Below are 23,297 nucleotides of genomic sequence, written 5' to 3'. Positions count from 1 at the left end.
ACCATGACCGATGAAACGTCACATCAGGGCAATAGAAGTCATGGCGACTCTTTTCCCGGCACCGGGATTAGCGTCCTTCACGGACCCGCCGGCATCCCCCGGCGGACAGCCGACAGGAAGGATGCCGCCCCCGTGGCAGCGCACCGCAGGTCAGCTCACCGAAAACCCAGGCAGCGCCCGCTCACCGGCTCTGCTGCCCGCACCGCCGCAACCCTGGCGCTCGCCGGGGCCGCCACCGCGGGATCGGTCACCGGGGCGGGCGCGGCCCCCGCCGAACCGGCCCCCACCGCCGCGCAGGTCAAGGCGAAGGTCGACCGGCTGTACCACGACGCCGAGGTCGCCACCGAGAAGTACAACGGGGCGAAGGAGAAGGCGGCCACCGCCACCCGCGCCGTCGACGCCCTGGCCGACGAGGCCGCCCGTCGCACCGCCCGCCTCAACACCGCCCGGCACGCCCTCGGTTCGCTGGCCACCGCGCAGTACCGCAGCGGCACCCTGGACCCGGCCCTGCAACTGGCGCTCTCCTCCGACCCCGACGCCTATCTGCAGCGCGCCTCCTACCTCGACCGGGCGGGCGACCGGCAGAGCGGCCTCCTGCGCGGCATCCGGCGACAGGTCTCCCAGATCACCCGCGTCAAGGCCCGCGCCGACCAGGAGACCGAACGCCTCGCCGCCCGCCGCACCGAACTGCGTGAACACCGCACCGCGATCCGCACCAAGCTGGCCGAGGCCCGCAGGCTGCTGGACACCCTGACCGCCGACGAGCGCGCCGCCCACGAGCGCTCCGCAGACGCCCGGGGCGCCGGCGGCCCGGCCCACGCCGACCGCTCGACCGTCCGCGGCGGTCCGGTCGCGGCCCCCGGTTCCCGTACGGCCCAGGCCATCGATTTCGCGTACGGCGCGATCGGCAAGCCGTACGTCTGGGGTGCGACGGGCCCGAACGCCTTCGACTGCTCGGGCCTGACCCAGGCGGCCTGGAAGGCGGCGGGCGTGAGCCTGCCGCGCACCACCTACACCCAGATCAACGCCGGAGCCCGCGTCCCCCGCTCCGAACTGGCCCCCGGTGACCTGGTGTTCTTCTACTCCGGGATCAGCCATGTCGGCCTCTACATCGGCGGCGGCCAGATGATCCACGCCCCGCGCCCCGGAGCGCCGGTCCGCATCGCGCCCGTCGATCAGATGCCTTTCGCCGGAGCGACCCGGGTGGCATAGTCCGCCGCGCAGGTCCCGATCTCCCGCCGGAGGAACTCCCGTATGACGTCGATGGCGAACGCCGTCCAGGACTACGCCCGGGCGCTCGCGCTGCGCTCCCCGGACCACTACCGGGTGGGCCCGTTCACCGTCCGGCACAACCCGGGCTGGGAGCTGAAGTACGCCAACTACGCCATCCCCGACCGGGACGCGGAACCCACGGCGGACCAGGTGGCGGCCTTGGTCGACGCGTTCGGGAAGCACGAGCGGCTTCCCCGCCTGGAGTTCCTGCCCGCCTGGGCACCGGCCGTCGAACCGGCCCTGCTGGCCGCCGGTTTCACCGTGGAGAACCGTGCCCCGCTGCTCGCCTGCGGCCGCGAGGACCTCCGGCCGCCGAAGCCGGTCGACGGTCTCCGCATCGGCACACCGGTCACCGGGGCGGAGTTCACCGAGGCCGCCCGCGTCCAGCACCACGGCTTCGGGGGCGAGGGCGAGCCCGAGCCGGGAATGACCGACTGGCTGCGCGCGGCGGCCACCGGAGACGGGGTCGCCGCTCTGGCCGTCCTCGACGGCGCACCGGCCGGGGCCGGCGGCTGCTCGGCCGCGATCGACGGCCTGAGCGAGCTGGCCGGGCTCGCCGTCGCCGCCCGCCACCGCCGCCGGGGCGTGGGCGCCGCGCTCTCCGCCTGGCTGACGGAACGGGCCTTCGGCCAGGGCTGCCGGGCGGTCTGGCTGGAGCCGGGCGACCCCGGCGTCGAGCGGGTCTACGCGGGCATCGGCTACCGCCGGATCGGCGAGAAGGTCAACATCTCCCTGGAGCCGAGGCCGGACCCGAAGCCAGGGTCGGGGCCTACGCCGAAGCCGGGGCCGGAGACCGTCTGAGGGCCCTGCCGGCTCAGACCAGCCGTCGTGCCGTCGCCCACCGGGTCAGCTCGTGCCGGTTGGAGAGCTGGAGCTTCCTGAGGACCGCCGAGACGTGCGACTCGACCGTCTTCACCGAGATGAACAGCTGCTTGGCGATCTCCTTGTACGCGTAGCCGCGGGCGATCAGCCGCAGCACCTCGCGCTCGCGCTGGGTGAGGCGGTCCAGGTCCTCGTCGACCGGCGGGGCGTCCGTGGAGGCGAAGGCGTCCAGGACGAAGCCGGCCAGACGCGGCGAGAAGACCGCGTCGCCCTCCTGGACCCGGAAGACCGAGTTCACCAGGTCGGTGCCGGTGATCGTCTTGGTGACATAGCCGCGCGCACCGCCGCGGATGACGCCGATGACGTCCTCCGCGGCGTCCGAGACGGACAGCGCGAGGAAGCGGACCGGGTTCTCGGCCGTGCCCATCATGGGGGCGCAGCGGCGGAGCACCTCGACGCCGCCGCCGCCCGGGAGATGGACGTCGAGGAGGACGACCTCGGGGCGGGTCGCCGTGATGACGGTGACCGCCTGGTCGACGTCGGCGGCCTCGCCGACCACCTCGACGCCGGTCTCCTCGGTGCGGCCGATCTCGGCCTGCACCCCGGTGCGGAACATCCGGTGGTCGTCGACGAGCACGACCCGTACCCGTCGCTCCGGGCCCCCGGTGGCTTCGGTGTTCTCGGTCATTCGCTCGCCCTCTCCATCTCCAGCTCGACCTCGGTGCCCCCGCCGGGCACCGAACGCAGCCGGGCACTGCCGCCGTTGCGCTGCATCCGGCCGATGATTGATTCTCGTACGCCCATCCTGTCCCCGGGAACCTCGTCGAGGTCGAATCCCGGACCCCGGTCCCGTACGGAGACGAAGACCGTGCGGCCCTCGACCTCCGCGAAGACCTGGACGGCGCCGCCCTCGCCACCGTACTTGGCGGCGTTGACCATCGCCTCGCGCGCCGCCTGCATCTGTGCGGTCAGCCGGTCGTCGAGGGGGCAGTCGCCGACCACGACGACCTCCAGCGGGACGCCGTGCTTGTCCTCGACCTCGGCGGCGGCCCGTTTGACCGCCTCCGCCAGGGTCTCCGGCTCGTCGTCCTCGTCCTTGCCGGTGCCCTCGGGGTTGTAGAGCCAGTTGCGCAGCTCGCGTTCCTGGGCGCGGGCGAGGCGTCTGACCTCGCCGCCGTCGTCGGCGTTGCGCTGGATCAGGGTGAGGGTGTGCAGCACGGAGTCGTGGACGTGGGCGGCGACCTCGGCCCGCTCCTGGGCGCGGATGCGCATCAGGCGCTCCTCGGACAGGTCCTGGGTCATCCGCACCAGGTAGGGACCGGCGAGCAGGGCGATGCCGGTGAGTACGGCGATGGCCGCGGTGAGCACGTTGCCCAGCTGGGCGGCCGAGCCGCGCACCACCATGAACACGGCGAGGCCGAGGCCGACGAGGGCCACTCCGGCGAGGCCGCGCGCCAGGTGCAGCAGCTTGCGGTTGCGGCCGGTCTCCATCCAGCGGGCGCGGCGGGCGTTGTCCGCCTGCCGCCAGACCAGGACGGAGCCCGCGCCGATCAGGAGGGTGGGCCAGATGTAGCGGTCGGCCTCGCTGCCCATGTCGACATTGACGACGAACGCGACGGCCCCGATGGTCAGGGCGACCAGCGCGAAGACCTGACCCCTGTCCGGTTTGCGGAGCTTGCGGCGGCCGTCCGCCGACGTCTCGAACACGGAGCGCGGGGCGTCGACGCCGCCGACGCCGAGCGGCACGACGATCCAGAACACCGCGTAGAGCACCGCGCCGAGGCCGTCGGTGAAGAACAGCCCGAGGAAGAGGAACCGCACCCAGGCGACGGGCAGCCCGAGGTGTCCGGCGAGGCCGCGCGCGACGCCGCCGAGCAGCCGGCCGTCGGCGCTGCGGTAGAGCTTGCGCGGTGCGGGCTCCTCCGGGTCGGCGGCGAGGGAGCTGGCGGCTCGGGCGGTGGCGGCTGGCATACCCCGATCGTCACACGCGCGGACGCGGCGCGGCATCAGGGTCGGCCCCCGAAGTGACCCTGATGCTGTCCCCAGCGCACGCCTGACGACAGCTCCCCTCCCCCGCTCCGCCGGGCGCGTGCGCCCCGGCCCTTCAGGGGCGTACGCGGGCAATATCAGGGACCGTCCAGGGTCGGCGCGGGTCCCGGCGGGCGGTCCGGACCGTCACCATGGAGGCATGACCGCTCCCTCGGACGCCGCTCCCGGCGTCGCGCCCCCCGAAGCGCCGAAGCCGACGCTGCGGCGCACCCCGCGACAGAAGGTCGTCGCCGGGGTGTGCGGCGGACTCGGCCGGTACTGCGACGTGGATCCGGTGATCTTCCGGATCGTGCTCGGTGTGCTGTCGGCGACCGGAGGCATCGGTCTGATCTTCTACGGCTTCGCGTGGCTGCTGCTGCCCGCGGACGGCGACGACGAGAACGAGGCGCGCAAACTGCTGTCGGGGCGGGTCGACGGGGCGTCCCTGGTGGCGCTGCTGCTGGCGCTGATCGGCTGCGGACTGTTCCTGTCGATGCTGCACAACCGGGGCATGCTGGCGTTCGCCGCGCTGCTGACGCTGGCGGTCGTCGGCTTCTCCGTGTGGACGCAGTCCCGGCGGACGGCGGGGGTCCCGGAGGACCCGGCGGCGCCGCCCGGCGCACCGGCGGCCCCGCCCGGCCCCGTACACACGGGCGGGCTCGGCACGCCTCCACCGGAGGTGAAGGCCCCGCCGACGCCGGGCAGTCCGTCGTGGTGGCGGGACCCGATCGTCAAGGACGGCACCACGGGACCGGTCGGCCCCGGCTATCTGTGGGGTCCGCCGGACACGGACGTCGGCGCGGCGCGCGCCGGGGCGAAGACCGGGCGGCCCACTCCGGACGCCCCGTTCCTGAAGCCGCAGCCGTCGCCCGTGGAGCGCGGGCCGCGCTCCATCGGCGGTCCGGTCTTCCTGGCGGCGCTGGTGGCGGGCGGTCTCGGCACCGGGCTGAGCTGGGAGCAGCAGCCGCTGGGCACCGCCCTCCAGATCGGCCTGGTCGCCGCTCTCGCCGTCTTCGGGCTCGGACTGCTGATCGCCTCGTTGCTGGGGCGGACGGGTTTCGGGACGGTCCTGATGGCGATGGTCACGGCGGGCCTGCTGGCGGGCGCGGCGGTGCTGCCGAAGGACATCGACACCTCGTGGGCGCGCCAGGAGTGGCGGCCGGCCTCGGTGTCCGCCGTCGCGCCGCGCTACGAGCTGCCTACGGGCGACGCCCGGCTGGACCTGTCCGGACTGAAGGTGGCCCAGGGCGAGACCGTGCGCACGGGGCTCGATGTGGCGGCGGGGCGGGCTGCCGTCGTCGTCCCGGCGAACGTGACGGTGAAGGTGCGCGCCGAGGCGGGTCTCGGGGAGATCCGGCTGGAGGAGGGGCAGCGGGTCCAGGTCCGGATCAACAGTGACGAGGCGAAGCAGCGGACGCTGCCGCCGCCCGCGGGCACGAAGCCCGCCGGAACGATCGAGCTGGTGCTGGAAGTCGGCATCGGACAGGTGGAGGTCACCCGTGCTGCGTCATGAATTCCGGCCCGGCCGCGCGGTGGCGGGCCTGACGATGCTGGGCCTGGCCGGCGGGTACGCGGCCGACGCCGCCGGGGCCTGGGAGGTCCCGTGGACGTTCTTCCTGCCGCTGTTCCTCGGCGGGCTGTGGCTGGCCGCGACGGTGACGTGGGCCGCCTACATGCTGCGGCGGCGGCGCGAGGCGAGGAAGGCGTCGGCGGAGAACACCGTGGCGCCCGCGAGTACCAGCGGCAGCCACGCCATCAGATAGGGCAGGTCGTTGCCGTAGTAGTACGGGGTGGCCTGCCAGCTCACGGTCAGCCAGAGGCTCAGCGAGATCAGCGCGCCGCCGAGCGCCGCGAGCCGGGCCCAGAGCCCGACAAGGGTGCCGAGGCCGACGAGGAGTTCCCCGATCGCGATGGCGTAGCCGAAGCCCTCGGGGCTCTTCAGCGCCAGGTCGACGAGGGCGGGGATCGCTGAGGAGTCGCGCACCCCGCGCATCATCTCGCCGATGGATCCGGTGCCGGTCGCGGACAGGAACGCGCTGTCCGTGAGTTTGTCGAGGCCCGCGTAGACGAAGGTGACGCCGAGGAAGATCCGCAGCGGCAGCAGGGCGTACGTGCCCGCCTGCTCCTTCAGTGTCCTGCGCTCGCCCAGACCGTACGATCCGCCGCCGTAACCGTTCATCACCGCTGCCCTGCTTCCCGAAGTCCCGTCACCTCGACCATACGTACGCCCTGGGCGCGCCGCTCACCAGGGCTGGGACACGATCGGCGGCGGAAATTCGCCCGGGGGTCCGGTACCGGTCAGTCCGTGACGTCGATCGGGCAGCGGTTGGTCTCCACCCCGGCGGCCGTGACGACCTGGACGTCCACGGTCCCCGGCTCGACCTCGACCGGGACGGGCACGGTGAGAACGGTGTCGGTCGGGTTGGCGAAGCCCCCGGCGACCGGGATCAGCGGTACGTGGACATGGACCGTGCCGATCCGCACGACGAGCCGGGCCAGCCGGTCGGGGCCGCCCGCGCCGGGCGGCACGAAGCCCGCGCCCCGGATCTCGATGTCGTCGCCGGTCCGGATCGGGGCGTCCAGGTCCCCGGCCTCCCGGGCCCGCACGACGGACAGCACGACGGGCCGGCCGCCCTCCGCGTACTTCCCGGCGAAGTAGGTCGCCGCCGAGACCGCCACGAGCAGCGCGAGCCCCCACGGCAGGTCGGGCAACTGCTCGGGGCGGCGGGCCAGGCGGACCGCCGCGAACAGGACGGCGACGGCGCTGACCAGCACGTACTGCACATCGGTGAAGGAGCCGCGCCCCGAGTCGTCGGTGAGCAGGTCGGCTGCGCGCGGCCGGTCCGCGCGCAGCTTCTGGAGCCGCTGGCCCAGCACCCGTACGGTCACCACGCGGCGCACGACGACGGCGACCGCGCACACGAGCGCCAGCACGGTCACGACCCCGGCGGAGCGCACGAGGTCGAGCCCCTCGATCAGCGCGTCCCTGTCCGCCGGGTCGGAGGCCCCCGCCAGTTGAAGGGCGAGCACGAGAACGGCGAAGACGGCCAGCAGCACCCAGACCCCGGCGACCGTCCGGGAGGTGGAGAGCCGGTTGTCCTCCCCGATCAGCGGAGCGAGGAGGCCGCCCCGGGCGCGGTGGAAGCGGGCGGCGGCGGTGAGCAGCCCGGCCGTGAGGAGGGCGGCGATCAGAGCGGCGGTACGGGCGGTGGACCAGCCGGCCCCGATCGCGGTGACGCTCGCACCGACGAGGAGGGCCCCGGCCGCACCCCAGACGGCGAACAAGGTCCCCCGCCAGACCTGGTGGAGCCAGGCGTCACCGGCTTCCCGGGCCCGCTCGGCGACGGTGCGGGCGGACCCGGTCAACTCGTCGGACACCCACTGCCGTGACGCGGACGCGGACTGGGCGACCCCGGCGGGAAGCCCCTTGCCCGCCGCCAGTTCGTCCCGTTTGGCCAGGAACGCGGCGACGGCGCGCCGGTGTCCGCGACGGGCTCCGTGCGGGCAGTCGCCACACGTACAGCCGCCGCTGTGCGCGCCGCTCGTCCTGGATTCGTCCAACGCCACGGAGGATTCAGCCCTTTCCCGCCCCGGTACAGCCAACTCACTTGCGATATCCGCGAATTGTGCCGTACCGGACGACCGGCTGCCGCATCGGGGCGGGCCGCCAGCGCGTGTCGTCAGAACGTTCGAGCGATCCGCTGCCACAGGGGCTGGTAATTGATCCAGGCCACCAGGTCGCCGCCGAGGTGGTCGCGGGTGGTGACGGCGTCGCGGTGCGAGATGAGGACGGGTTTCCCGGCGGCCCGTGCCAGCAGCTGCACCTGGCAGGCGCGCTCCATCGTGAGGAACCACCAGGCCGCCGCGTCCACCGAGCCGCCGACGGTCAGCAGCCCGTGGTTGCGCAGGATCACCGCCTTGTGCGGCCCGAGCGCGGCGGCGATCCGCCGGCCCTCGTCCTCGTCCACGACCACCCCGGAGTACGTGTCGTACAGCGCGTGGTCCTCGTAGAAGGCGCAGGATTCCTGGGTGATCGGCTCGATCGGCTCCCCGAGCGCGGCGAGCGCCCGCCCGTGCACGGAGTGGGTGTGCGCGACGGCCACCGTGTCCGGGCGGGCCCGGTGCACCGCCGCGTGGACGGCGAACGCGGCCTGGTTGACGTGGAAACGGCCCCGGACCACCTGGCCGTCGCCGTTGACGAGGATCAGGTCCTGCGGGGCGATGTCGGCGAAGGGAGCGCCGAACGGGTTGACCCAGTAGCAGTCGGGCAGCTCGGGGTCGCGGGCGCTGATGTGCCCGGAGACCCCGTCCTCGTACCCGAGCTGCCCGAACAGCCGCAGCGCGCCCGCCAGCCGCTCCCTGCGGTACGCGCGTTCCTCGTCCGGCGAGGCGTGCACGGGCGGCATCGCGAACTGGAGCTGCTCGACGGGGATCGGGGCGGGGGCGGGCACGGCGACCGGCTCGGACATGGCGGCTCCTCGGGTTCCCTGGGCGTACGGGACCGGAAGTTACCGCCGGGTGGGTCAGGTGGCCAGAGGCGTGACGCCCCGGGCGGGGGTCAGGTGCTGAGCACCAGATAGGCGAGCGTGAGATACGAGCGGTAGCCGCCGTAGTAGCCGGTGCGGCGGGCGTCGATCTCGGCGCTCACCTCGGCGTGCAGCGGATGGTCCGGGTGCTCCAGCGCCCAGCGCTGCCCCCGGCCGATCGGCCCCTCGGATTCGAAGAGGTCCCATTCGCGCTCGTCGGCGACGGTGACCTGGAGCGCGCGCAGCCCGACGGACTCCGCCAGCCGGATCAGCTCCAGCAGCGACCCGAAGTCGCCGGGCTCGGCGCCGATGCCCTCCAGTGCGGCGGGGGTCGGTTCCTTCAGCCAGATCCCCTCGCCGAACAGGACCCGGCCGCCGGGGCGCACGGTGGCGGCGAGGGCGGTGAGAGCCTCCCGGGTCGTGCCGGGCCAGGCGTGCGAGGAGCCGATGGAGACGGCGAGGTCGTACCCGTCCTCGGTCCACTCGGCGGCGGGCACCTCGTGGAACCGCACACGGTCACCGAGCCCCCGCTGCCCGGCGAGCTTCCGCCCGCGCGCCACGGCGTCGGGGTCGGTCTCGACGCCGTCCCCGGCGGCCCCGGGAGCGGCTTCGACGAGCCGCATCAGCAACTCGCCCCAGCCGGAGCCGAGGTCGACGATCCGTGATCCGGGAGCGGGGGCGCAGGCGGCGATCAGCCGATCCGCGTGCGCCTCGGAGAGCGGGGTGTTCCAGGTGAGGCGGTCGTTACCGGCGGCGGACACGATGGCGCGGACTTCTTCGGCGGACATGGGGCAGGAGCCTGGCACGCGGGCGGGGCCCGTGCCAGTGGTTTCCGGGGGCGGCGTACCCGTCCGATACGACCGTGCCGCCGCCCGGACGAATGAGCGACGGCATCGGCATTGACCCGGGAGCCTTATCGGCTCGCCAGGTGCGGGGAGGTCACTCCCACTCGATGGTCCCCGGCGGCTTGCTCGTCACGTCGAGGACGACGCGGTTGACGTCGGCGACCTCGTTGGTGATGCGGGTGGAGATCTTCGCCAGCGTCTCGTACGGCAGACGCGACCAGTCGGCCGTCATGGCGTCCTCGGAGGAGACCGGGCGCAGCACGATCGGGTGGCCGTAGGTGCGGCCGTCGCCCTGGACGCCGACCGAGCGGACGTCGGCGAGGAGGACCACCGGGCACTGCCAGATGTCGCGGTCCAGGCCGGCCGCCGTCAGCTCCTCGCGGGCGATGGCGTCGGCGTCGCGGAGCAGGTCCAGGCGCTCCTCGGTGACCTCGCCGACGATGCGGATGCCGAGGCCGGGGCCGGGGAACGGCTGGCGCTGGACGATCTCCTCGGGGAGGCCCAGCTCCTGGCCGACCATGCGGACCTCGTCCTTGAACAGCTGGCGCAGCGGCTCGACGAGCTGGAACTCGATGTCGTCGGGGAGTCCGCCGACGTTGTGGTGGGACTTGATGTTGGCGGTGCCGGTGCCGCCGCCGGACTCGACGACGTCCGGGTAGAGCGTGCCCTGGACGAGGAAGGCGACCTCCGGGCCGTCCTCCTGGAGGATCTCCAGCTGGGCCTGCTCGAAGACGCGGATGAACTCGCGGCCGATGATCTTCCGCTTCTGCTCGGGGTCGGAGACCCCGGCCAGGGCGTCGAGGAAGCGCTTCTGCGCGTCGACGACCTTGAGCTTCGCGCCGGTCGCGGCCACGAAGTCCTTCTCGACCTGCTCGGTCTCGCCCTTGCGCATCAGGCCGTGGTCGACGTACACGCAGGTGAGCTGGGAGCCGATGGCCTTCTGGACGAGAGCCGCGGCGACCGCGGAGTCCACGCCGCCGGAGAGGGCGCAGATGGCGCGCTTGTCGCCGACCTGCTCGCGGACGAGCGCGATCTGCTCCTCGACCACGTTGGTCGTGGTCCAGTTCGGCTCGATGCCCGCGCCGCGGTAGAGGAAGTGCTCCAGGACCTGCTGGCCGTGGGTCGAGTGCATGACCTCCGGGTGGTACTGGACGCCGTAGAGCTTCTTCTCGTCGTTCTCGAAGGCGGCGACCGGTACGACGTCGGTGGACGCGGTGACGGTGAAGCCCTCGGGGGCCGCCGAGCAGGCGTCGCCGTGCGACATCCACACCGGCTGCTCGGTGGGCGTGCCCTCGAAGAGCGTCGAGCCCGCCTTGCTGACGTGCAGCGGGGTACGGCCGTACTCACGGGCCCCGTTGTCGTCGACCGTGCCGCCGAGCGTGGTGGCCATCAGCTGGAAGCCGTAGCACATGCCGAAGACGGGCACCCCGGCCTCGAACAGCGCGCGGTCCAGGGACGGCGCGCCCTCCGCGTACACCGACGACGGGCCGCCGGAGAGGATGATCGCGCGCGGGTTCTTCGCCAGCATCTCGGCCACCGGCATGGTGGACGGGACGATCTCGCTGTAGACCCGGGCCTCACGGACACGGCGGGCGATGAGCTGGGCGTACTGCGCGCCGAAGTCGACGACCAGGACGGTCTCGGCTGCGGCGGGCGACGCGGGGGACGCTGAGGGCACTGCGGCGGCCTTCCGGCGGGTGATCGGGTGATTCATGGGCTGATCACAGGGGGTGGATGTCCACTGATTCTAACGGGGCCCCGGTCCGCTTCATTCCGTCTCGTCCCCGCGGAGGAACGCGCTCCGCACCGGGTCCGGCGGCCGCGTCGGCCAGTTCGGGCGCGGCCGCCCCGGGCGTGTGGGCCGTCTCACCATCCGGCCCGGTGTGCCCCGGGGCCGGGCGGCGGGTGCATACTGGCCTCGTGATCCAGCACCTGAGCTTCCGCTTTACCTATGGCATCCGGCCCGCCGGCTGCCATGGTCGTGCTGCTTGAGCTACTGACAAGCAACGTTCCAGGCGCCCCGGGCCAGCAGGCCCGGGGCGTCTCGCGTGTCCGGGCCTGCTCGCCCCGGGGGCCGTCACCCCACCGGGAGTCACCACCATGAGCAGCACCACCGGCACCACCGGCACCACCACTGTCACCCCCGCCGAGCTGACCGGCGCCCGCACCGACGAGGCCGCGGCCCTGATCGGCGGCGCCCGGGAGCGCATCGACGCCCTCGACGACCGGATCATCGGCCTCGTCCAGGAACGGATGGCCGTCTCGGCGGTGATCCAGCAGGCCCGCATCACCTCGGGCGGCCGACGGGTCAACCTCTCCCGGGAGACGGCCGTGCTCGGCCACTACAGGGACGCGCTGGGCAAGCCGGGCACCGCGCTGGCGATGACGCTGCTGGAGCTGTGCCGCGGCCGGGTGTGAGGCCTGGTGAGCGGTGCCCGGACGGAACGGTTCTCCGCTGGCCGGACAGGGGCCGTATCTGCGTTCGGGGCCCGTCTCACCCGTACGGCGCGTGACCGGGAGCGCGGTGCCTTCGTTGAGCCTGATGTCCGTGCCAACCAGGGGCGGCACCGGTAGGAAACCACGCGTGGCTCCGCCGGGACGTGTGACGTACTGCAGGTACGTCGTGGGACCACATCCCGGCGTCAGTGACCGGTCCGCAGGGGACAGCAGCCCGGTCACCCCACATGCGGCCGTACCCGGGGACGCCCGGGTCGGCCGCATCGGAACGTATCCGGGCGGAGGCCCGCTCCCTCCTCCGCCCCTTCTCCGCCGCCGGTCAGGCGTGCCGCCCAGCCCGTCGCCGCGCTGCCGTGAACAGCACCAGGCCCGCCGCCAGCGCCGCGGCCGCCGCGCCCGAGGCGACCAGGGCGACCGATCCCGTCGAGGCGAGGCCGCCCCCGCCGCCGGAGCCCCCGTTCGTACCCGCCGAGCCGCCGGACGTGGTGGAGGCCGATGGTCCGGAGCTGCCGGACGGGCTCTGCTCCGGGTCCGGGGCCGAGGTCGGCGGGGTGGACGGTTCGCCGGAGCCGCCCGTGGTGCCACCGGAGTCGGAGCCACCGCCCTCGCCGTTCAGGACGAGGAACGCGGTGTTGTTGGCCGGCTTCGGGTCGAACGGCAGCGCCGGGTTCTGCTGCCAGGTGCTGCGGACGGTCACCTCGCCGCTCGCGCCGATCAGGGCCCTGTCGATCCGCAGCTCGAAGGGCAGGCCCAGGTCGGCCCCGTCCCACACGGTCATCGAGGTGTCGCAGACGTAACGCGGCGCGGGGCTCTTCTGGTCCTCGCGGTACTTCCCGTCGGCCGTCACCGCGCGGCAGCGGTCCGGCTTCGCGGTGACCGACGCGCCCTGCGGGACGGTGAAGTCGAGGGTGGCGACGGGCTCGCCGGAGCGGAGGTGGCCGATCCAGGCGGGGCCCTCGTTGCGGAAGCCGATGTCGGCCTCCACCGTGGTCCCGGCGGCTCCGGACGCCTCGTCGCCGTACGCCACGAAGTCGGCCGTGTTCTTCGTACGGAAGTCGGCCTCCTGCTGGTTGTCCTCCGGGTTGAGGTCGCTGCCCCGGGCGGTCGCGCCCTGCTGGGGGGCCTTCACCGGGACCGCCTTCAGCACGGGGCCCGTGCCCCGCGCGAAGGGGGCGCCCGCACGCTGGGCGGTGCGCTGGGCGGCGCCGTCCTCGTGGATGCGGTAGACGAAGGTGTCGTAGTAGGCGCGGGTGGTGGCCTCAAGGGTCAGCGGGGTCGCCAGGGTGTACGTCTCGCCCGCCTCGAAGGCGCCCTCGACGGAGCAGAGGGCCGTGGTCCAGCCGATGCCCGGGACGTCCGGGTCGTCCTCGGTGTACTCGCAGTTGGCGTAGCGCTGCGGAATGTCGAGGCCGCGGGTGTACATGAGGGTGAGCAGAACGCCGTCGGCGTCCCGGCTGCCCCGGTTGGAGAAGGTGATCGGAGCCCGCTGCTCGTCGCCCGGGTTCAGTTCCTGGTCGAAGGGGAGCTCCTCCATGACCAGGTCGGTGCCGCCGACGGTGAGCCGGGTGGTGAACGGGGTGAAGGTCGCGCCCGCCGCCTCGCCGGTCACCCTGATCGTGCCCGTGTCCCCGGCCCGGCTGCCCTCGGCCGCGGTGACCAGGAGGTCGGCGGCGCGCTGGCTGCCCGGCCAGATGCCCCAGTCCTCGCAGACCGCCTTGGTGCCGGTGACCTCGCAGTCCGCGCTGCCGGACTCGCCGTCGAACGCCACCTCGGCGACTCCCTCGATGTCGCTGAGGTCGAACGTGAGGGTGAAGTCGCCCCCGTAGCCGCCGTTCTCCTCGTCCTGGCTCGGGTTGTCGACGGTGATTCCGACCGTGGAGCTCCGCGGCTCGCCGCTCTCCGGGTAGGGGTTCAGCCCCGTCTCGGCAGGGCCGCCGAGGGCGAACACCGGGACGTCGGCGGCCCCCGCCGGGGCGGCCGCCCCGGCGAGCGAGGCCGCGGCCAGGAGACCCGCGGCGGCGAGGGAGCCCGCCGCACGGCGCAGCGCGGTGCTCGGGGTGAAGGGTGTCATCGGGGACCTCTGGGACTCGGCAGGAGCTGTGTGACCGCTGTGACAGTTGTCGCGGCACGGGTTCGACCGCGCAGCTCGCCGAAGAGTTGCCCGGAGAAAGATCACGGATTGGGTACGGGTGTGTTCCCGACGCCCTTCACGTCCGCCCCGGCCTCCGCCGTCCCCTTCGGCGGCACCACGGGGATGCCCAGGAACGGCAGCTTCAGCGCGCCGAACGCCTCCTTCGGCACGGTCGGCGCGAGCGGCTCGACGGGGGTGAGCCGCTCGTAGGCCTCGCCCTGCTCCGGGCGCGGGTCCGCCTCGCCCTTGTTGGGCCAGAAGGACATCGCGCGCTCGGCCTGGGCGGTGATGGTCAGCGAGGGGTTGACGCCGAGGTTGGCGGAGACCGCGGAGCCGTCGACGACGCTGATGCCGGGGTGGCCGTAGAGGCGGTGGTACGGGTCGATGACGCCCTCGTCGGCGTTCGCACCGATCGGGCAGCCGCCGAGGAAGTGGGCGGTGAGCGGGGTGCCCATCAGTTCGCCGACGTTGGAGCCGGCGAAGCCGTTGATCTCCTCGGCGAGCAGGGTGGCGCTGTGGGTGGCCTCCGGTATCTGGGTCGGGTTGGGCGCGCCGTGGCCCTGCCGGGCGGTGAGCAGGCCCTTGCCGATGCCGCCCCGTTTGCGGTACGTCGTCAGGGAGTTGTCGAGCGACTGCATGACCAGGCCGATGATGGTGCGCTCGGACCAGTGGTGGTTGGAGAGCGAACGGGCGGCGAGGGTGGGGTGCTTGACCATGTTGGCGAGCCAGCCGCGCACCCGGTGGGCCCCGTAGGGGACCTGGAGTATCGACATCGCGCCCATGGCGTTGGAGCCCTTGCCGTAGCGGACGGGCTCGATGTGGGTGTTGTCGTCCGGGTGGATCGAGGAGGTGATCGCGACGCCCTGCGAGAAGTCGGCCTTGGCGGTGCCGTGCTTCTTGCGGTAGCGGCGGTCGCTGGTCTGGGAGCCGACCAGCGCCTCGGAGTTGGTACGGGTCAGCTCGCCGAGCCGCGCGGAGAGCCGGGGCAGCAGCCCCCGGTCCCTCATGGTGTGCAGCAGGGTCTGGGTGCCGTAGGTACCCGCGGCGACGACGACCTTGCGGGCGCGCAGCTTCGTGGGCTTCGCCCTGCGGCGGCGGTCGGTGGGGACGGTGAGGACCCGGTAGCCGCCCTCGGGGTCGTCGGTGACCGCGACGACGGAGGTCATCGGGCGGATGACCGCTCCGGCCTTCTCCGCGAGGTGGAGGTAGTTCTCGTTGAGGGTGTTCTTGGCGCCGTGGCGGCAGCCCGTCATGCACTCGCCGCACTCGGTGCAGGCCTTGCGGGCGGGGCCCGCGCCGCCGAAGTACGGGTCGGGGACGGTGGAGCCGGGCCTGGCCCTCGCGGTGCCGTCGGCGTCCTTGCCGTCGCCGAAGAAGACGCCGACCGGGGCCAGGTGGAAGGTGTCGCCGACGCCCATGGCCTCGGCGGCGGCCTTGAGGTGGATGTCGGAGGGGGTCATGGTCGGGTTGAGGCGGACCCCGAGCATGCGGCGGGCCTGGTCGTAGTACGGCTTGAGCTCGTCCTGCCAGTCGGTGATCGAGGCCCACTGCCGGTCCTCGAAGAACGGGGCGGGCGGCACGTACAGCGTGTTGGCGTAGTTGAGCGACCCCCCGCCGACCCCCGCCCCGGCGAGCACCATGACGTTGCCGAGGAGGTGGACGCGCTGGATGCCGAAGAGGCCCAGCGCGGGGGCCCAGAGGTAGTTCTTCAGGTCCCAGGAGGTCTTGGGGAGGGTGCCGGGGGTGAAGCGGCGGCCCGCCTCCAGGATCCCGACCCGGTACCCCTTCTCGGTCAGCCGGAGCGCCGACACCGCGCCCCCGAAGCCCGACCCGACGACCAGGACGTCGTAGTCGTACGCGGCGTCGTCCCCGGCCGGCACAGGGCTCGCCGGAACAGGGACCGGCGGCGCGGGGCTCACGGCCTGTTTCTGGGCAGGGCTGTCCTGGGACATGGCACTCCTCGGAACGGAATCGGTACGAAAAGGGCGGAGGTCGCTGTGGCTCCCGAGGCGCTCAGCGCAGCCGGAACGCCTTCATCGCCTTGAGGCTGCTGGTCATGAGCGCGGCGTACTTCTCGTCGTCCAGCCCGAAGGAGGGCGCGAGCGGCATCAGCCGCTGCTGGGCGACGGTCTGGGCCTCGGTGTACTTGAGGATGCCCTCGGAGCCGTGTCGTCGGCCGAGGCCGGAGTCCTTCATGCCGCCCATCGGGGCCTGGACGCTGCCGTAGGCGGGGGCGAACCCCTCGTTGATGTTGACGGTGCCGGTGCGCAGCCGGGCCGCGACCCGGTGACCGCGGCGGGAGTCGGTGGTCCAGACGCTGGAGTTGAGGCCGTACGGGGTGGCGTTGGCCAGCGCGATCACCTCGTCCTCGTCGCTGAAGCGGTAGATCGAGACGACCGGCCCGAAGGTCTCCTCGGTGCAGACGGCCATCGGGGCCTCCACCCCGTCGAGGATGGTCGGCTCGTAGAACAGCGGGCCGATGTCGGGACGGGCGACGCCGCCGGCGACGAGCTTCGCCCCCTTCTCGACGGCCTCGTCGACGTGGCGCGTGACGGCCTCCAGCTGGCGTTCACCGACGAGGGAGCCCATGTCGGCCCCGTAGGCGAGGGCGCTGCCGAGCCGCATGGCCTTGGTCCGGGTGGCGAAGCGCTCCACGAAGTCGTCGGCGACGGACTCGTGGACGTACAGCCGCTCGATGGAGATGCAGAGCTGCCCGGCGGAGGCGAAGCAGGCGCGGACGGCTCCGGCGGCGGCCTTCTCGACGTCGGCGTCCTTCAGCACGAGCATGGCGTTCTTGCCGCCGAGCTCCAGGGAGACGCCGACCAGCCGGGACGCGGCGCCGACGGCGACCTCGCGGCCGGTGCGGGTGGAGCCGGTGAAGGAGACGTAGTCGGCGCGGCTGACCACCTCGGGCCCCACGACGGGCCCCTCGCCGAGGACGACCTGGAAGACCTCGGCGGGCAGTCCGGCCTCGATCAGCAGGTCGCGGGCCCACAGGGCGGTGAGCGCGGTCTCCGTGTCGGGCTTCATCACGACGGCGTTGCCGGAGACGAACGCGGGCAGCGCGTCGCCCACGGAGAGTTCGAGCGGGTAGTTCCAGGGGGCGATCTGGCCGACGACGCCGCGCGGCTGGCGCAGTTCGGTGACCTTGGTGAGGATCGGGACGACGCCGGTGTGACGGCGGGGCTTGAGGTAGGCGGCGGCCTTGCGCCCGTAGTGGCGGGCGGCGATGGCGATGGCCTGCACCTCCTCGTGGGCGTGCAGGCGGGCCTTGCCGGTCTCCAGCTGGATGAGGTCGAGGACCTCGGACTGGCGGCTGAGGACGAGGTCGTGGAAGCGCAGCAGGACGGCGGCGCGCTGCCGTACGGGGACGGCGGCCCAGACGGGCTGGGCCGCGCGGGCCCGGTCGAAGGCGGTGGCGACGTCCTCGGGGGTGGACTCCGGCAGGTCGGCCAGCTTCTCCCCGGTGAAGGGGGTGTGGTTGGCCGTGAGGCCCGACCCGACGACGCCGCGGGTGAGCTGGGCGACCACCTCGGGGGTGACCACGTCGGCGGCGTTGCGCACACCGGCGGGGGCGACCGCCACGGGGTTCGTACCGAGAGGGGCGTCAGGGGCCTGCGAGTCCGTCATGAGGCCGAGAGTATGTCCCGTCGCAGCCTTTGGGTACCCGTGGGTAACAGTTTTTCACAGGACCCGCCACCCCTGTCGGGCACCTTCCTCGAACGAGCCAGTGATCGCTGGCGACATAACCGCTGATCAGTGGCTATGCGGGCCGAGCACCCCCGGCGGTCGGCCCGCGGCGCTCAGGAAGCGTGAATCTTCAGCCCTTCGGTGACCTCGCTGAAGATCGCGTCGCCGTCCTTGGCGGCCTGCCCCTCGGCGGGCATCCGCACCCGCACGTGCCAATAGGGGTCGCTCTCCTTCTCGCCGGGGATCAGCAGCTCCCGGAAGCGGTAGCGCACCGGGTCGTCGTCGGACGAGGCGTAGGGGACGAACTCGGTGGTCATCTCGACCGCCTCGCGCCCCTCGTGCGTGGCGTCCTTGTACGTGACGGAGGCCTCCTCCATCTGTGTGGTGCTCTTCCCGCCCTTCTCGTAGTACGCCTTGCGGGCCGCCGGGTCGACGCCGGGGTTGTCGTCGGAAGTGTCCTCGCTCTTCACGGGGCGGTGCCAGAAGACGATCTCGAAGACGCCGCTGGGGTCCGCGTACCAGACCAGTTCGCCGTCGTCGTCCTCCTGGACCCGCTTGTACTCCTCCGGCACGGCGACGTCCGCCGACAGGACCTCGTTCTCCGGCCGGACCTGCCAGCCCTCGGGCGGTCCGTCGCCCGCGAACGGGTTCAGCAGGAGCAGGACGAGCGCGACCGCCACCGCCAGTGCTCCGCCGCCGAGCGCGACCTGGGCGACGCGGTTGCGGTGCAGGACGGGCGGCACCCACTTGCTGCCGCCGCCCCCTCCGCCCGCGGTGACCGTCCCGTACGCGGAGGTCGCCGGCGCCGGGGAGGCCAGCTGCTGGAGCGTCCGGCGGACCTCGGCGGCCGGCGGGCGCGCGGCGGGGTCCTTGCGGAGCAGCTGCATGACGAGCGTGCCGAACGCGCCGGTGCCGCGGGCGGGCACCGGCGGCTCGGCGGACAGCACGGCCTGAAGAGTGGCCGGGGTGTGCGAGCGGCGGTACGGGGACATCCCCTCGACCGCCGCGTACAGCACGACGCCCAGCGACCACAGGTCCGACTCCGGTCCGGGGCGCTGCCCGAGGACCCGCTCCGGTGAGATGTACTCGGGCGACCCGACGAACGCGCCGGTCTCGGTGAGCTGCTGCTCGCCCTCGACCTGGGCGATCCCGAAGTCGGTGAGGACGACCCGGTCGCCGGTGCCGAGCATGACGTTGTCCGGCTTGACGTCCCGGTGCAGGATGCCGATCGCGTGCGCGGCCATCAGCGCGTCCAGGACGGCGAGTCCGATCCTGGCCGCCTCACGGGGGTCCAGGGTGCCTTCCTGGAGGCGGTCGCCGAGCGACGGGCCGCGCACCAGTTCCATGACGATCCACGGCTTGCCGTCCTCGACGGCCACGTCGTGGACGGTCACGACGGAGGGGTGGTCGATCCGGGCGGCGGCCCGCGCCTCGCGCTGCATGCGCTGGTGCACGGTGCTGTGCTCGCGCTCGCCGAGGTGTTCCGGTACGCGCGGTTCCTTGACGGCCACCTCACGGTCGACGACCTCGTCGTGGGCCCGCCACACCGTGCCCATACCGCCGTGCCCCAGCCGGGCGAGCAGCCGGTAGCGCCCGCCGATCAGCCGGTTCACCGCACGGTCCGGGGCGTCCGCGTGGGCGGTGGGGGACGGAATGTGCGCCGGAGGCGCGGGATACGGCGCGGAATGCGGCGCGCCGAAGCCGCCCGGTGCCCGCGGCGGCTGGATTCCGTAACTGGTGGGCTCGTTCGCCCGTCCCCCGTGATCTGTCATGTCCCCTATCCTGGTTCACCCGCCGGGCAGGACACCACCGGGGGTGACCACCGGATGCGGAGCCGTGACCGTCTCGCGACCGGGCCGGAGCATCGGGCGCCCGCCGGGCACCGCGCTCACTGCTGGGGTTTCGGGGCGCTCCAACTGCGCAGCATGATGTCGAACTTCTCCCGGCTGGACTCCCAGCCCTCCTGCGGGGCCGTCAGGTACAGCGCGTACTCCGGGCCGCCGGGACCGCCGTAGTACATCTGGTCGATCCCGTGCCGGGGCCCCGGGTGGTCCTTGGTCTCGTTCCAGGTGAACTCCCAGAGGGCGCCCGGCCGGTCGCGGAAGGTGTTCTTCTCCATGCCGATCCGCTGATAGCCCGGCAGCCGCTCGGAGAGCTGCTCCTCCATGTTCTCCATGTGCGGATACGGATGCTCGAAGTCCGGGTCCGGGTCGACGCTGATGCGGATCCGGTGGGCCCCGCCGTCGGGCGTGTAGTCGATCTGCCCGTCCTGGACCTGCCGGGTCCAGTCCACCGGCACCACCAGGCTGAACCCCGCGGGGTCGTCGACCCGGTGCCAGCCGTCGGGTATCTCCGGTATCCCCTCCGAGGACGCCGCCGGCTCCGGGGTGGTCCGCTCCGCGGACGGTGTGCTGCCGGCGGCCGTGCCGCCGCTCGTTCCGCCGGGGGCGTCCGAGCCCTCCCCGTACTTCATCGCGAACAGCCCGGCCGCGCCCCCCAGGACGGCGGCGGCGACGACCACGACGAGCACCGTGCGCCAGCGGGATCCGGCACGCCGGGTCACGGGGGCGGAGTCGGGGCCGGTGGCCGGGGCGGCGGCCTCCGGGCCGGGGGCGGACGGTGACGTCGTGGAGGGAGCCCCTCCGGGCAGCCGGGCGGTGGCGCCGTCGGAACCGCCGTCGCCGTTCGGACCGCCGGGGCCGCCGTCCGTGTCCTGGTAGGCGTACCGGGCGTCTTCGGGGAGGCGCTGGGTCGGCACGTGCGCCTGGGCGGCGCGGGGTTCGCGGCCGTCCATCGCGTCCAGCAGCATCTGCTCGGTCTGGGCGGCGGTGGGCCGGTCCTCCGGGTCCTTGCGGAGCAGCGCGGTGATCACGGCGCCGAGCGGGCCGGCGTTGACCGGGGTGGGCGGCTCCTCGGTGACGACGGCCTGCATGGTGGAGATCGGGGACGTACGGCGGAACGGGGAGGTCCCCTCGACCGCCGTGTACAGCGTCGCGCCCAACGACCAGAGGTCGGAGGCCGGTCCCGGGTCGCCGCCGCGTACCCGTTCCGGGGCGAGGTAGTCGATGGAGCCGACCAGTTCGCCGGTACGGGTGATGGTGGAGTCGCCCTCGATCGCGGCGATCCCGAAGTCGGTCAGCAGCACCTGCCCGTCGCGCGCCAGCAGCACGTTTCCGGGCTTGACGTCGCGGTGCAGCACCCCGGCCGCGTGCGCGGCGCGCAGGGCGCTCAGCACGTGCAGCCCGATCCGGGCCGCCTCGCGCGGGGCGACCTCGCCGCTCTCCTTGGCGGAGTCGGCGAGGGAGGGCCCGTCGACGTACTGCATGACGATCCAGGGGCGGTTGTCGTACTCGATCACGTCGTGGACGGTGACGACGCCGGGGTGCGTGATGCGCGCCGCCGCCCGCGCCTCCTTCTGCGTCCTGGCGTGCAGGACGAGCCGGTCGGCCTCGGCGACGTACAGCCCGGCGGTCAGCTCCTTGACGGCGACGGTGCGGTGCAGCACCTCGTCGTGGGCGCGCCAGACCTTGCCCATGCCGCCCCGGCCGAGGACGTCGCCCAGCCGGTAGCGCCCCGCCAGCACCAGTCCCGCGTCCGTGCTCTGTGATCGATCCACGTGATGTCCCCGCCCCGTTCCTCGAAGGGCCAGATTACGGAGGCGCGGCGGTGAGGCGGAACCGGGGATCGCCCACGAGACCGCACTGTGATGGTTGTCGGCACCGCACAACGCCCCTGACGGAACGAAGGGGATGACGAGTGATCAGGCGCGGTGCTCGGGCGTTCGGATGGGCGCGGCCGGGTGTGAGGGGCGGTCAGGTGACCCGGTACGAGGCGATGGCCTGCTCGTAGATCTCGGTGACCTTGTCCCGGTCGCTCTCGGGCCCGATGACCTGGATGACGTGGTACCTGCCGTCGACGATCATGGCGAGATTGCGGACGTACACCTCGCGCCCGCCGCTCTCCTGCCAGGTGAACTGCCCCTCGGCCATGGCCTGCCGGCCGACGTCGACCCGGCGCAGTCCGGACGAGGAGGACCAGGTGGAGTCGCGGAACGGCTGGAGCTCGGGCTCCTTGTCCCGCTGGTAGTCCAGCGGATCGCCGCCGCCCGCCTTCACCGTGTCCCGCCCGGGCACCACGAGCAGGGTGAACCCGTCGCTGCCGTAGCGGATCTGCCGGTTCGCGTTGGCGGGGCTGCGCTGCCAGTCCTTCGGTACGCCGACCTCGAAGCCCTCCGCGTCCTTGCGGAGCGCGTAGCCGGGGGCGAGCGCCACGGCCGACCGGCTGGTCTGCGGCTGCTGGGAGCCGGGATCGGCGGACCCGTCCGCCGAGGCGGACGGCTCGGGCTCCCCCGAGGCGGCGGGCGGTGCGGCGGAGCCGGCGGGCGACGTCGGCGCTCCACCGTCCTTGCCCGGCTCCTGCTTCGGCAGGAACATCACGGCGTACGCGACGGCGGCGGCCATCAGCAGCAGGATGAGGACGAGCAGCAGCCGGCCGAGCCTGCGCGGGGAGGAGGACTCCTCGCCCCGGCGCGGCGGTTCCCGCAGCACCCGGGGCCCCTTGGGCGCACGGGGTGCGCGGGCCGGGCGCTCCTCCTCCCAGGTCTCCACGGGCATCCGCACGGACCGGTCGGGCGGCAGCAGCGACTCCTGGCGGTCCCGCTGCTTGCCGCCGCCGCTCTGCTTCGGCGGCTGCTGACGCTTCCCCTGGCGGTGCCTGCCGTGCGCCGAGCCGCCGCCGAAGCGGCCCCGGCGCCGGCGGACCAGCTCGCCCCGGCGGCGTACGACGGGGAGCCGGGTGGCGTCGGGCGCGGGCAGGGTGACGACGTCGGCGCCCGCCTCCGGCTCCGGCGCGGAGCGCACCAGCGAGCGCAGCCAGCCGCGCAGCTCCTCGAAGTCCGGCCGCTCCGTGGGGTCCTGGCGCAGCAGTGACTCGACGACGGGCCGCAGGGGGCCGCACTCCTCCGCGAAGGCGGGCGGCTCCCCGCACACCATCTGGACGAGCTCGGCCGCGTTCTCCTCGGGGTAGGGGGCGTGGCCCTGGACGGCGCGGTAGAGGAGTGCGCCGAGCGCCCACAGGTCGGTGGAGGGGCCGATCGGGGGTGCGAGCTGCCAGTTCTCGTGGACGGGGCCCGCCTGTTCGGGGGCCCAGCGCTCGGTGACGGCTCCGACGACGGTGATCCGTGCCTGGCGGGCGCGTTCGGCCGCGAGCGGGGTGGCGGGGCCCCGGTAGACGGCGGGCTCGTCGCCGCCCGCGACGGCCTCCTCCCAGGCCCCGGGGGCGGTCCGCCCGTCCCGGTGCGTGGCGGTGCGGGCGAGCTGCTTGGGGGCCGGGGCCGGCGGGCCGGGCCGCCGGGAGTCGGCGCGGAGCGCGTCCTCGCCGGAGCCGCCCGCGGAGACGGGACGCGCACCGGGTCCGTCGTCCCAGGTCCCGGCGAGGTGCACGCGGCGGCCCGGCGGCCGGGGACCGTCCTCGTCGTCCTCGTCGTCCTCGTCGTCGTAGGGGTCCTCGGCGGGGATGCCCCAGGGG

17 protein-coding genes and 1 pseudogene are annotated in these 23,297 nt (G+C 73.5%); 5 read left to right on the top strand and 13 right to left on the bottom strand.

Going from position 1 to position 23,297, the window contains the following annotated elements; translation table 11 throughout:
- Window positions 1–132 precede the first annotated feature (132 nt).
- Window positions 133–1,212, top strand: a complete 1,080-nt coding sequence (locus HET64_RS13235) for a C40 family peptidase (RefSeq protein WP_215105106.1) — start codon at window positions 133–135, stop codon at window positions 1,210–1,212.
- A 42-nt stretch (window positions 1,213–1,254) separates the two neighbouring features.
- Complete coding sequence (locus HET64_RS13230; RefSeq protein ID WP_215105104.1) at window positions 1,255–2,073, top strand: GNAT family N-acetyltransferase; 819 nt, start codon at window positions 1,255–1,257, stop codon at window positions 2,071–2,073.
- A 13-nt stretch (window positions 2,074–2,086) separates the two neighbouring features.
- Here HET64_RS13230 and HET64_RS13225 read toward each other — a convergent pair whose 3' ends face one another.
- The gene (locus HET64_RS13225) at window positions 2,087–2,782 is read right to left on the bottom strand and encodes a response regulator transcription factor (RefSeq protein WP_007450924.1); all 696 of its coding nucleotides are present in this window, start codon (window positions 2,780–2,782) and stop codon (window positions 2,087–2,089) included.
- Window positions 2,779–4,065 carry a PspC domain-containing protein gene (locus HET64_RS13220; protein ID WP_215105101.1) on the bottom strand — a complete coding sequence of 429 codons (1,287 nt, stop codon included), beginning with the start codon at window positions 4,063–4,065 and terminating at the stop codon, window positions 2,779–2,781. The genes HET64_RS13225 and HET64_RS13220 overlap by 4 nt, the downstream gene beginning before the upstream one ends.
- Before the next feature lie 217 nt (window positions 4,066–4,282).
- Between HET64_RS13220 and HET64_RS13215 the strand changes: the two genes are divergently transcribed.
- Together HET64_RS13215 and HET64_RS13210 are read left to right on the top strand one after the other, a co-directional pair.
- The gene (locus tag HET64_RS13215; protein ID WP_215105099.1) at window positions 4,283–5,635 is read left to right on the top strand and encodes a PspC domain-containing protein; all 1,353 of its coding nucleotides are present in this window, start codon (window positions 4,283–4,285) and stop codon (window positions 5,633–5,635) included.
- Entirely contained in the window at window positions 5,622–5,885 is a 264-nt protein-coding gene (locus HET64_RS13210) for a hypothetical protein (protein ID WP_210932485.1), read from the top strand. The genes HET64_RS13215 and HET64_RS13210 overlap by 14 nt, the downstream gene beginning before the upstream one ends.
- On the opposite strand, the gene HET64_RS13205 is transcribed toward HET64_RS13210, so the two are convergent.
- From HET64_RS13205 to guaA, 5 genes are all read right to left on the bottom strand, one after another.
- Window positions 5,792–6,301: a DoxX family protein gene (locus tag HET64_RS13205; protein WP_215105097.1), complete on the bottom strand. Its 510-nt coding sequence runs from the start codon at window positions 6,299–6,301 to the stop codon at window positions 5,792–5,794. The two genes, HET64_RS13210 and HET64_RS13205, sit on opposite strands and share 94 nt — an antisense overlap.
- Before the next feature lie 119 nt (window positions 6,302–6,420).
- Window positions 6,421–7,689 (bottom strand): hypothetical protein, encoded by a 1,269-nt coding sequence (locus HET64_RS13200; protein ID WP_215105095.1) that lies wholly within the window; start codon window positions 7,687–7,689, stop codon window positions 6,421–6,423.
- Between the two features lie 113 nt (window positions 7,690–7,802).
- Entirely contained in the window at window positions 7,803–8,591 is a 789-nt protein-coding gene (locus tag HET64_RS13195; RefSeq protein ID WP_215105093.1) for a class II aldolase/adducin family protein, read from the bottom strand.
- An 89-nt stretch (window positions 8,592–8,680) separates the two neighbouring features.
- The gene (locus HET64_RS13190; RefSeq protein ID WP_215105091.1) at window positions 8,681–9,436 is read right to left on the bottom strand and encodes a cyclopropane-fatty-acyl-phospholipid synthase family protein; all 756 of its coding nucleotides are present in this window, start codon (window positions 9,434–9,436) and stop codon (window positions 8,681–8,683) included.
- Window positions 9,437–9,587: 151 nt separating this feature from the next.
- On the bottom strand, window positions 9,588–11,171 hold the full coding sequence (guaA, locus tag HET64_RS13185) for a glutamine-hydrolyzing GMP synthase (protein ID WP_215105119.1): 1,584 nt from the start codon (window positions 11,169–11,171) through the stop codon (window positions 9,588–9,590).
- Between the two features lie 422 nt (window positions 11,172–11,593).
- On the opposite strand from guaA, the gene HET64_RS13180 reads away from it, so the two are divergent.
- Complete coding sequence (locus HET64_RS13180; RefSeq protein ID WP_215105089.1) at window positions 11,594–11,911, top strand: chorismate mutase; 318 nt, start codon at window positions 11,594–11,596, stop codon at window positions 11,909–11,911.
- A 358-nt stretch (window positions 11,912–12,269) separates the two neighbouring features.
- Here HET64_RS13180 and HET64_RS13175 read toward each other — a convergent pair whose 3' ends face one another.
- The 6 genes and pseudogenes from HET64_RS13175 to HET64_RS13150 form a co-directional block, all read right to left on the bottom strand.
- Window positions 12,270–14,021: a peptidase gene (locus HET64_RS13175; RefSeq protein WP_215105088.1), complete on the bottom strand. Its 1,752-nt coding sequence runs from the start codon at window positions 14,019–14,021 to the stop codon at window positions 12,270–12,272.
- Between the two features lie 101 nt (window positions 14,022–14,122).
- Window positions 14,123–16,033, bottom strand: coding sequence for a GMC oxidoreductase (locus HET64_RS13170; RefSeq protein ID WP_215105086.1), 1,911 nt, complete (start codon window positions 16,031–16,033; stop codon window positions 14,123–14,125).
- 61 nt (window positions 16,034–16,094) lie between these two features.
- Window positions 16,095–17,711, bottom strand: coding sequence for a succinic semialdehyde dehydrogenase (locus tag HET64_RS13165; protein WP_215105084.1), 1,617 nt, complete (start codon window positions 17,709–17,711; stop codon window positions 16,095–16,097).
- A 173-nt stretch (window positions 17,712–17,884) separates the two neighbouring features.
- Window positions 17,885–19,543: a serine/threonine-protein kinase gene (locus HET64_RS13160; RefSeq protein WP_215105083.1), complete on the bottom strand. Its 1,659-nt coding sequence runs from the start codon at window positions 19,541–19,543 to the stop codon at window positions 17,885–17,887.
- Between the two features lie 116 nt (window positions 19,544–19,659).
- Window positions 19,660–21,387, bottom strand: a complete 1,728-nt coding sequence (locus HET64_RS13155; RefSeq protein WP_215105081.1) for a serine/threonine-protein kinase — start codon at window positions 21,385–21,387, stop codon at window positions 19,660–19,662.
- Between the two features lie 196 nt (window positions 21,388–21,583).
- Window positions 21,584–23,297, bottom strand: a pseudogene (locus HET64_RS13150) (serine/threonine protein kinase); the annotation flags it as partial.

This window comes from Streptomyces sp. McG3 (assembly GCF_018619185.1).
Classification (GTDB): domain Bacteria; phylum Actinomycetota; class Actinomycetes; order Streptomycetales; family Streptomycetaceae; genus Streptomyces.
Note: the sequence above shows the minus strand (reverse complement) of the source record. Positions and strands in the feature narration are given on the sequence as shown.

What these genes read in the sequence shown, in the direction of transcription:
- HET64_RS13170 (WP_215105086.1), bottom strand. Translation starts at nt 16,033, where the DNA reads ATGTCCCAGGACAGCCCTGCCCAGAAACAGGCCGTGAGCCCCGCGCCG.
- HET64_RS13195 (WP_215105093.1), bottom strand. Translation starts at nt 8,591, where the DNA reads ATGTCCGAGCCGGTCGCCGTGCCCGCCCCCGCCCCGATCCCCGTCGAG.
- HET64_RS13205 (WP_215105097.1), bottom strand. Translation starts at nt 6,301, where the DNA reads ATGAACGGTTACGGCGGCGGATCGTACGGTCTGGGCGAGCGCAGGACA.
- HET64_RS13160 (WP_215105083.1), bottom strand. Translation starts at nt 19,543, where the DNA reads ATGACAGATCACGGGGGACGGGCGAACGAGCCCACCAGTTACGGAATC.
- HET64_RS13165 (WP_215105084.1), bottom strand. Translation starts at nt 17,711, where the DNA reads ATGACGGACTCGCAGGCCCCTGACGCCCCTCTCGGTACGAACCCCGTG.
- HET64_RS13175 (WP_215105088.1), bottom strand. Translation starts at nt 14,021, where the DNA reads ATGACACCCTTCACCCCGAGCACCGCGCTGCGCCGTGCGGCGGGCTCC.
- HET64_RS13225 (WP_007450924.1), bottom strand. Translation starts at nt 2,782, where the DNA reads ATGACCGAGAACACCGAAGCCACCGGGGGCCCGGAGCGACGGGTACGG.
- HET64_RS13230 (WP_215105104.1), top strand. Translation starts at nt 1,255, where the DNA reads ATGACGTCGATGGCGAACGCCGTCCAGGACTACGCCCGGGCGCTCGCG.
- HET64_RS13180 (WP_215105089.1), top strand. Translation starts at nt 11,594, where the DNA reads ATGAGCAGCACCACCGGCACCACCGGCACCACCACTGTCACCCCCGCC.
- HET64_RS13215 (WP_215105099.1), top strand. Translation starts at nt 4,283, where the DNA reads ATGACCGCTCCCTCGGACGCCGCTCCCGGCGTCGCGCCCCCCGAAGCG.
- HET64_RS13220 (WP_215105101.1), bottom strand. Translation starts at nt 4,065, where the DNA reads ATGCCAGCCGCCACCGCCCGAGCCGCCAGCTCCCTCGCCGCCGACCCG.
- HET64_RS13190 (WP_215105091.1), bottom strand. Translation starts at nt 9,436, where the DNA reads ATGTCCGCCGAAGAAGTCCGCGCCATCGTGTCCGCCGCCGGTAACGAC.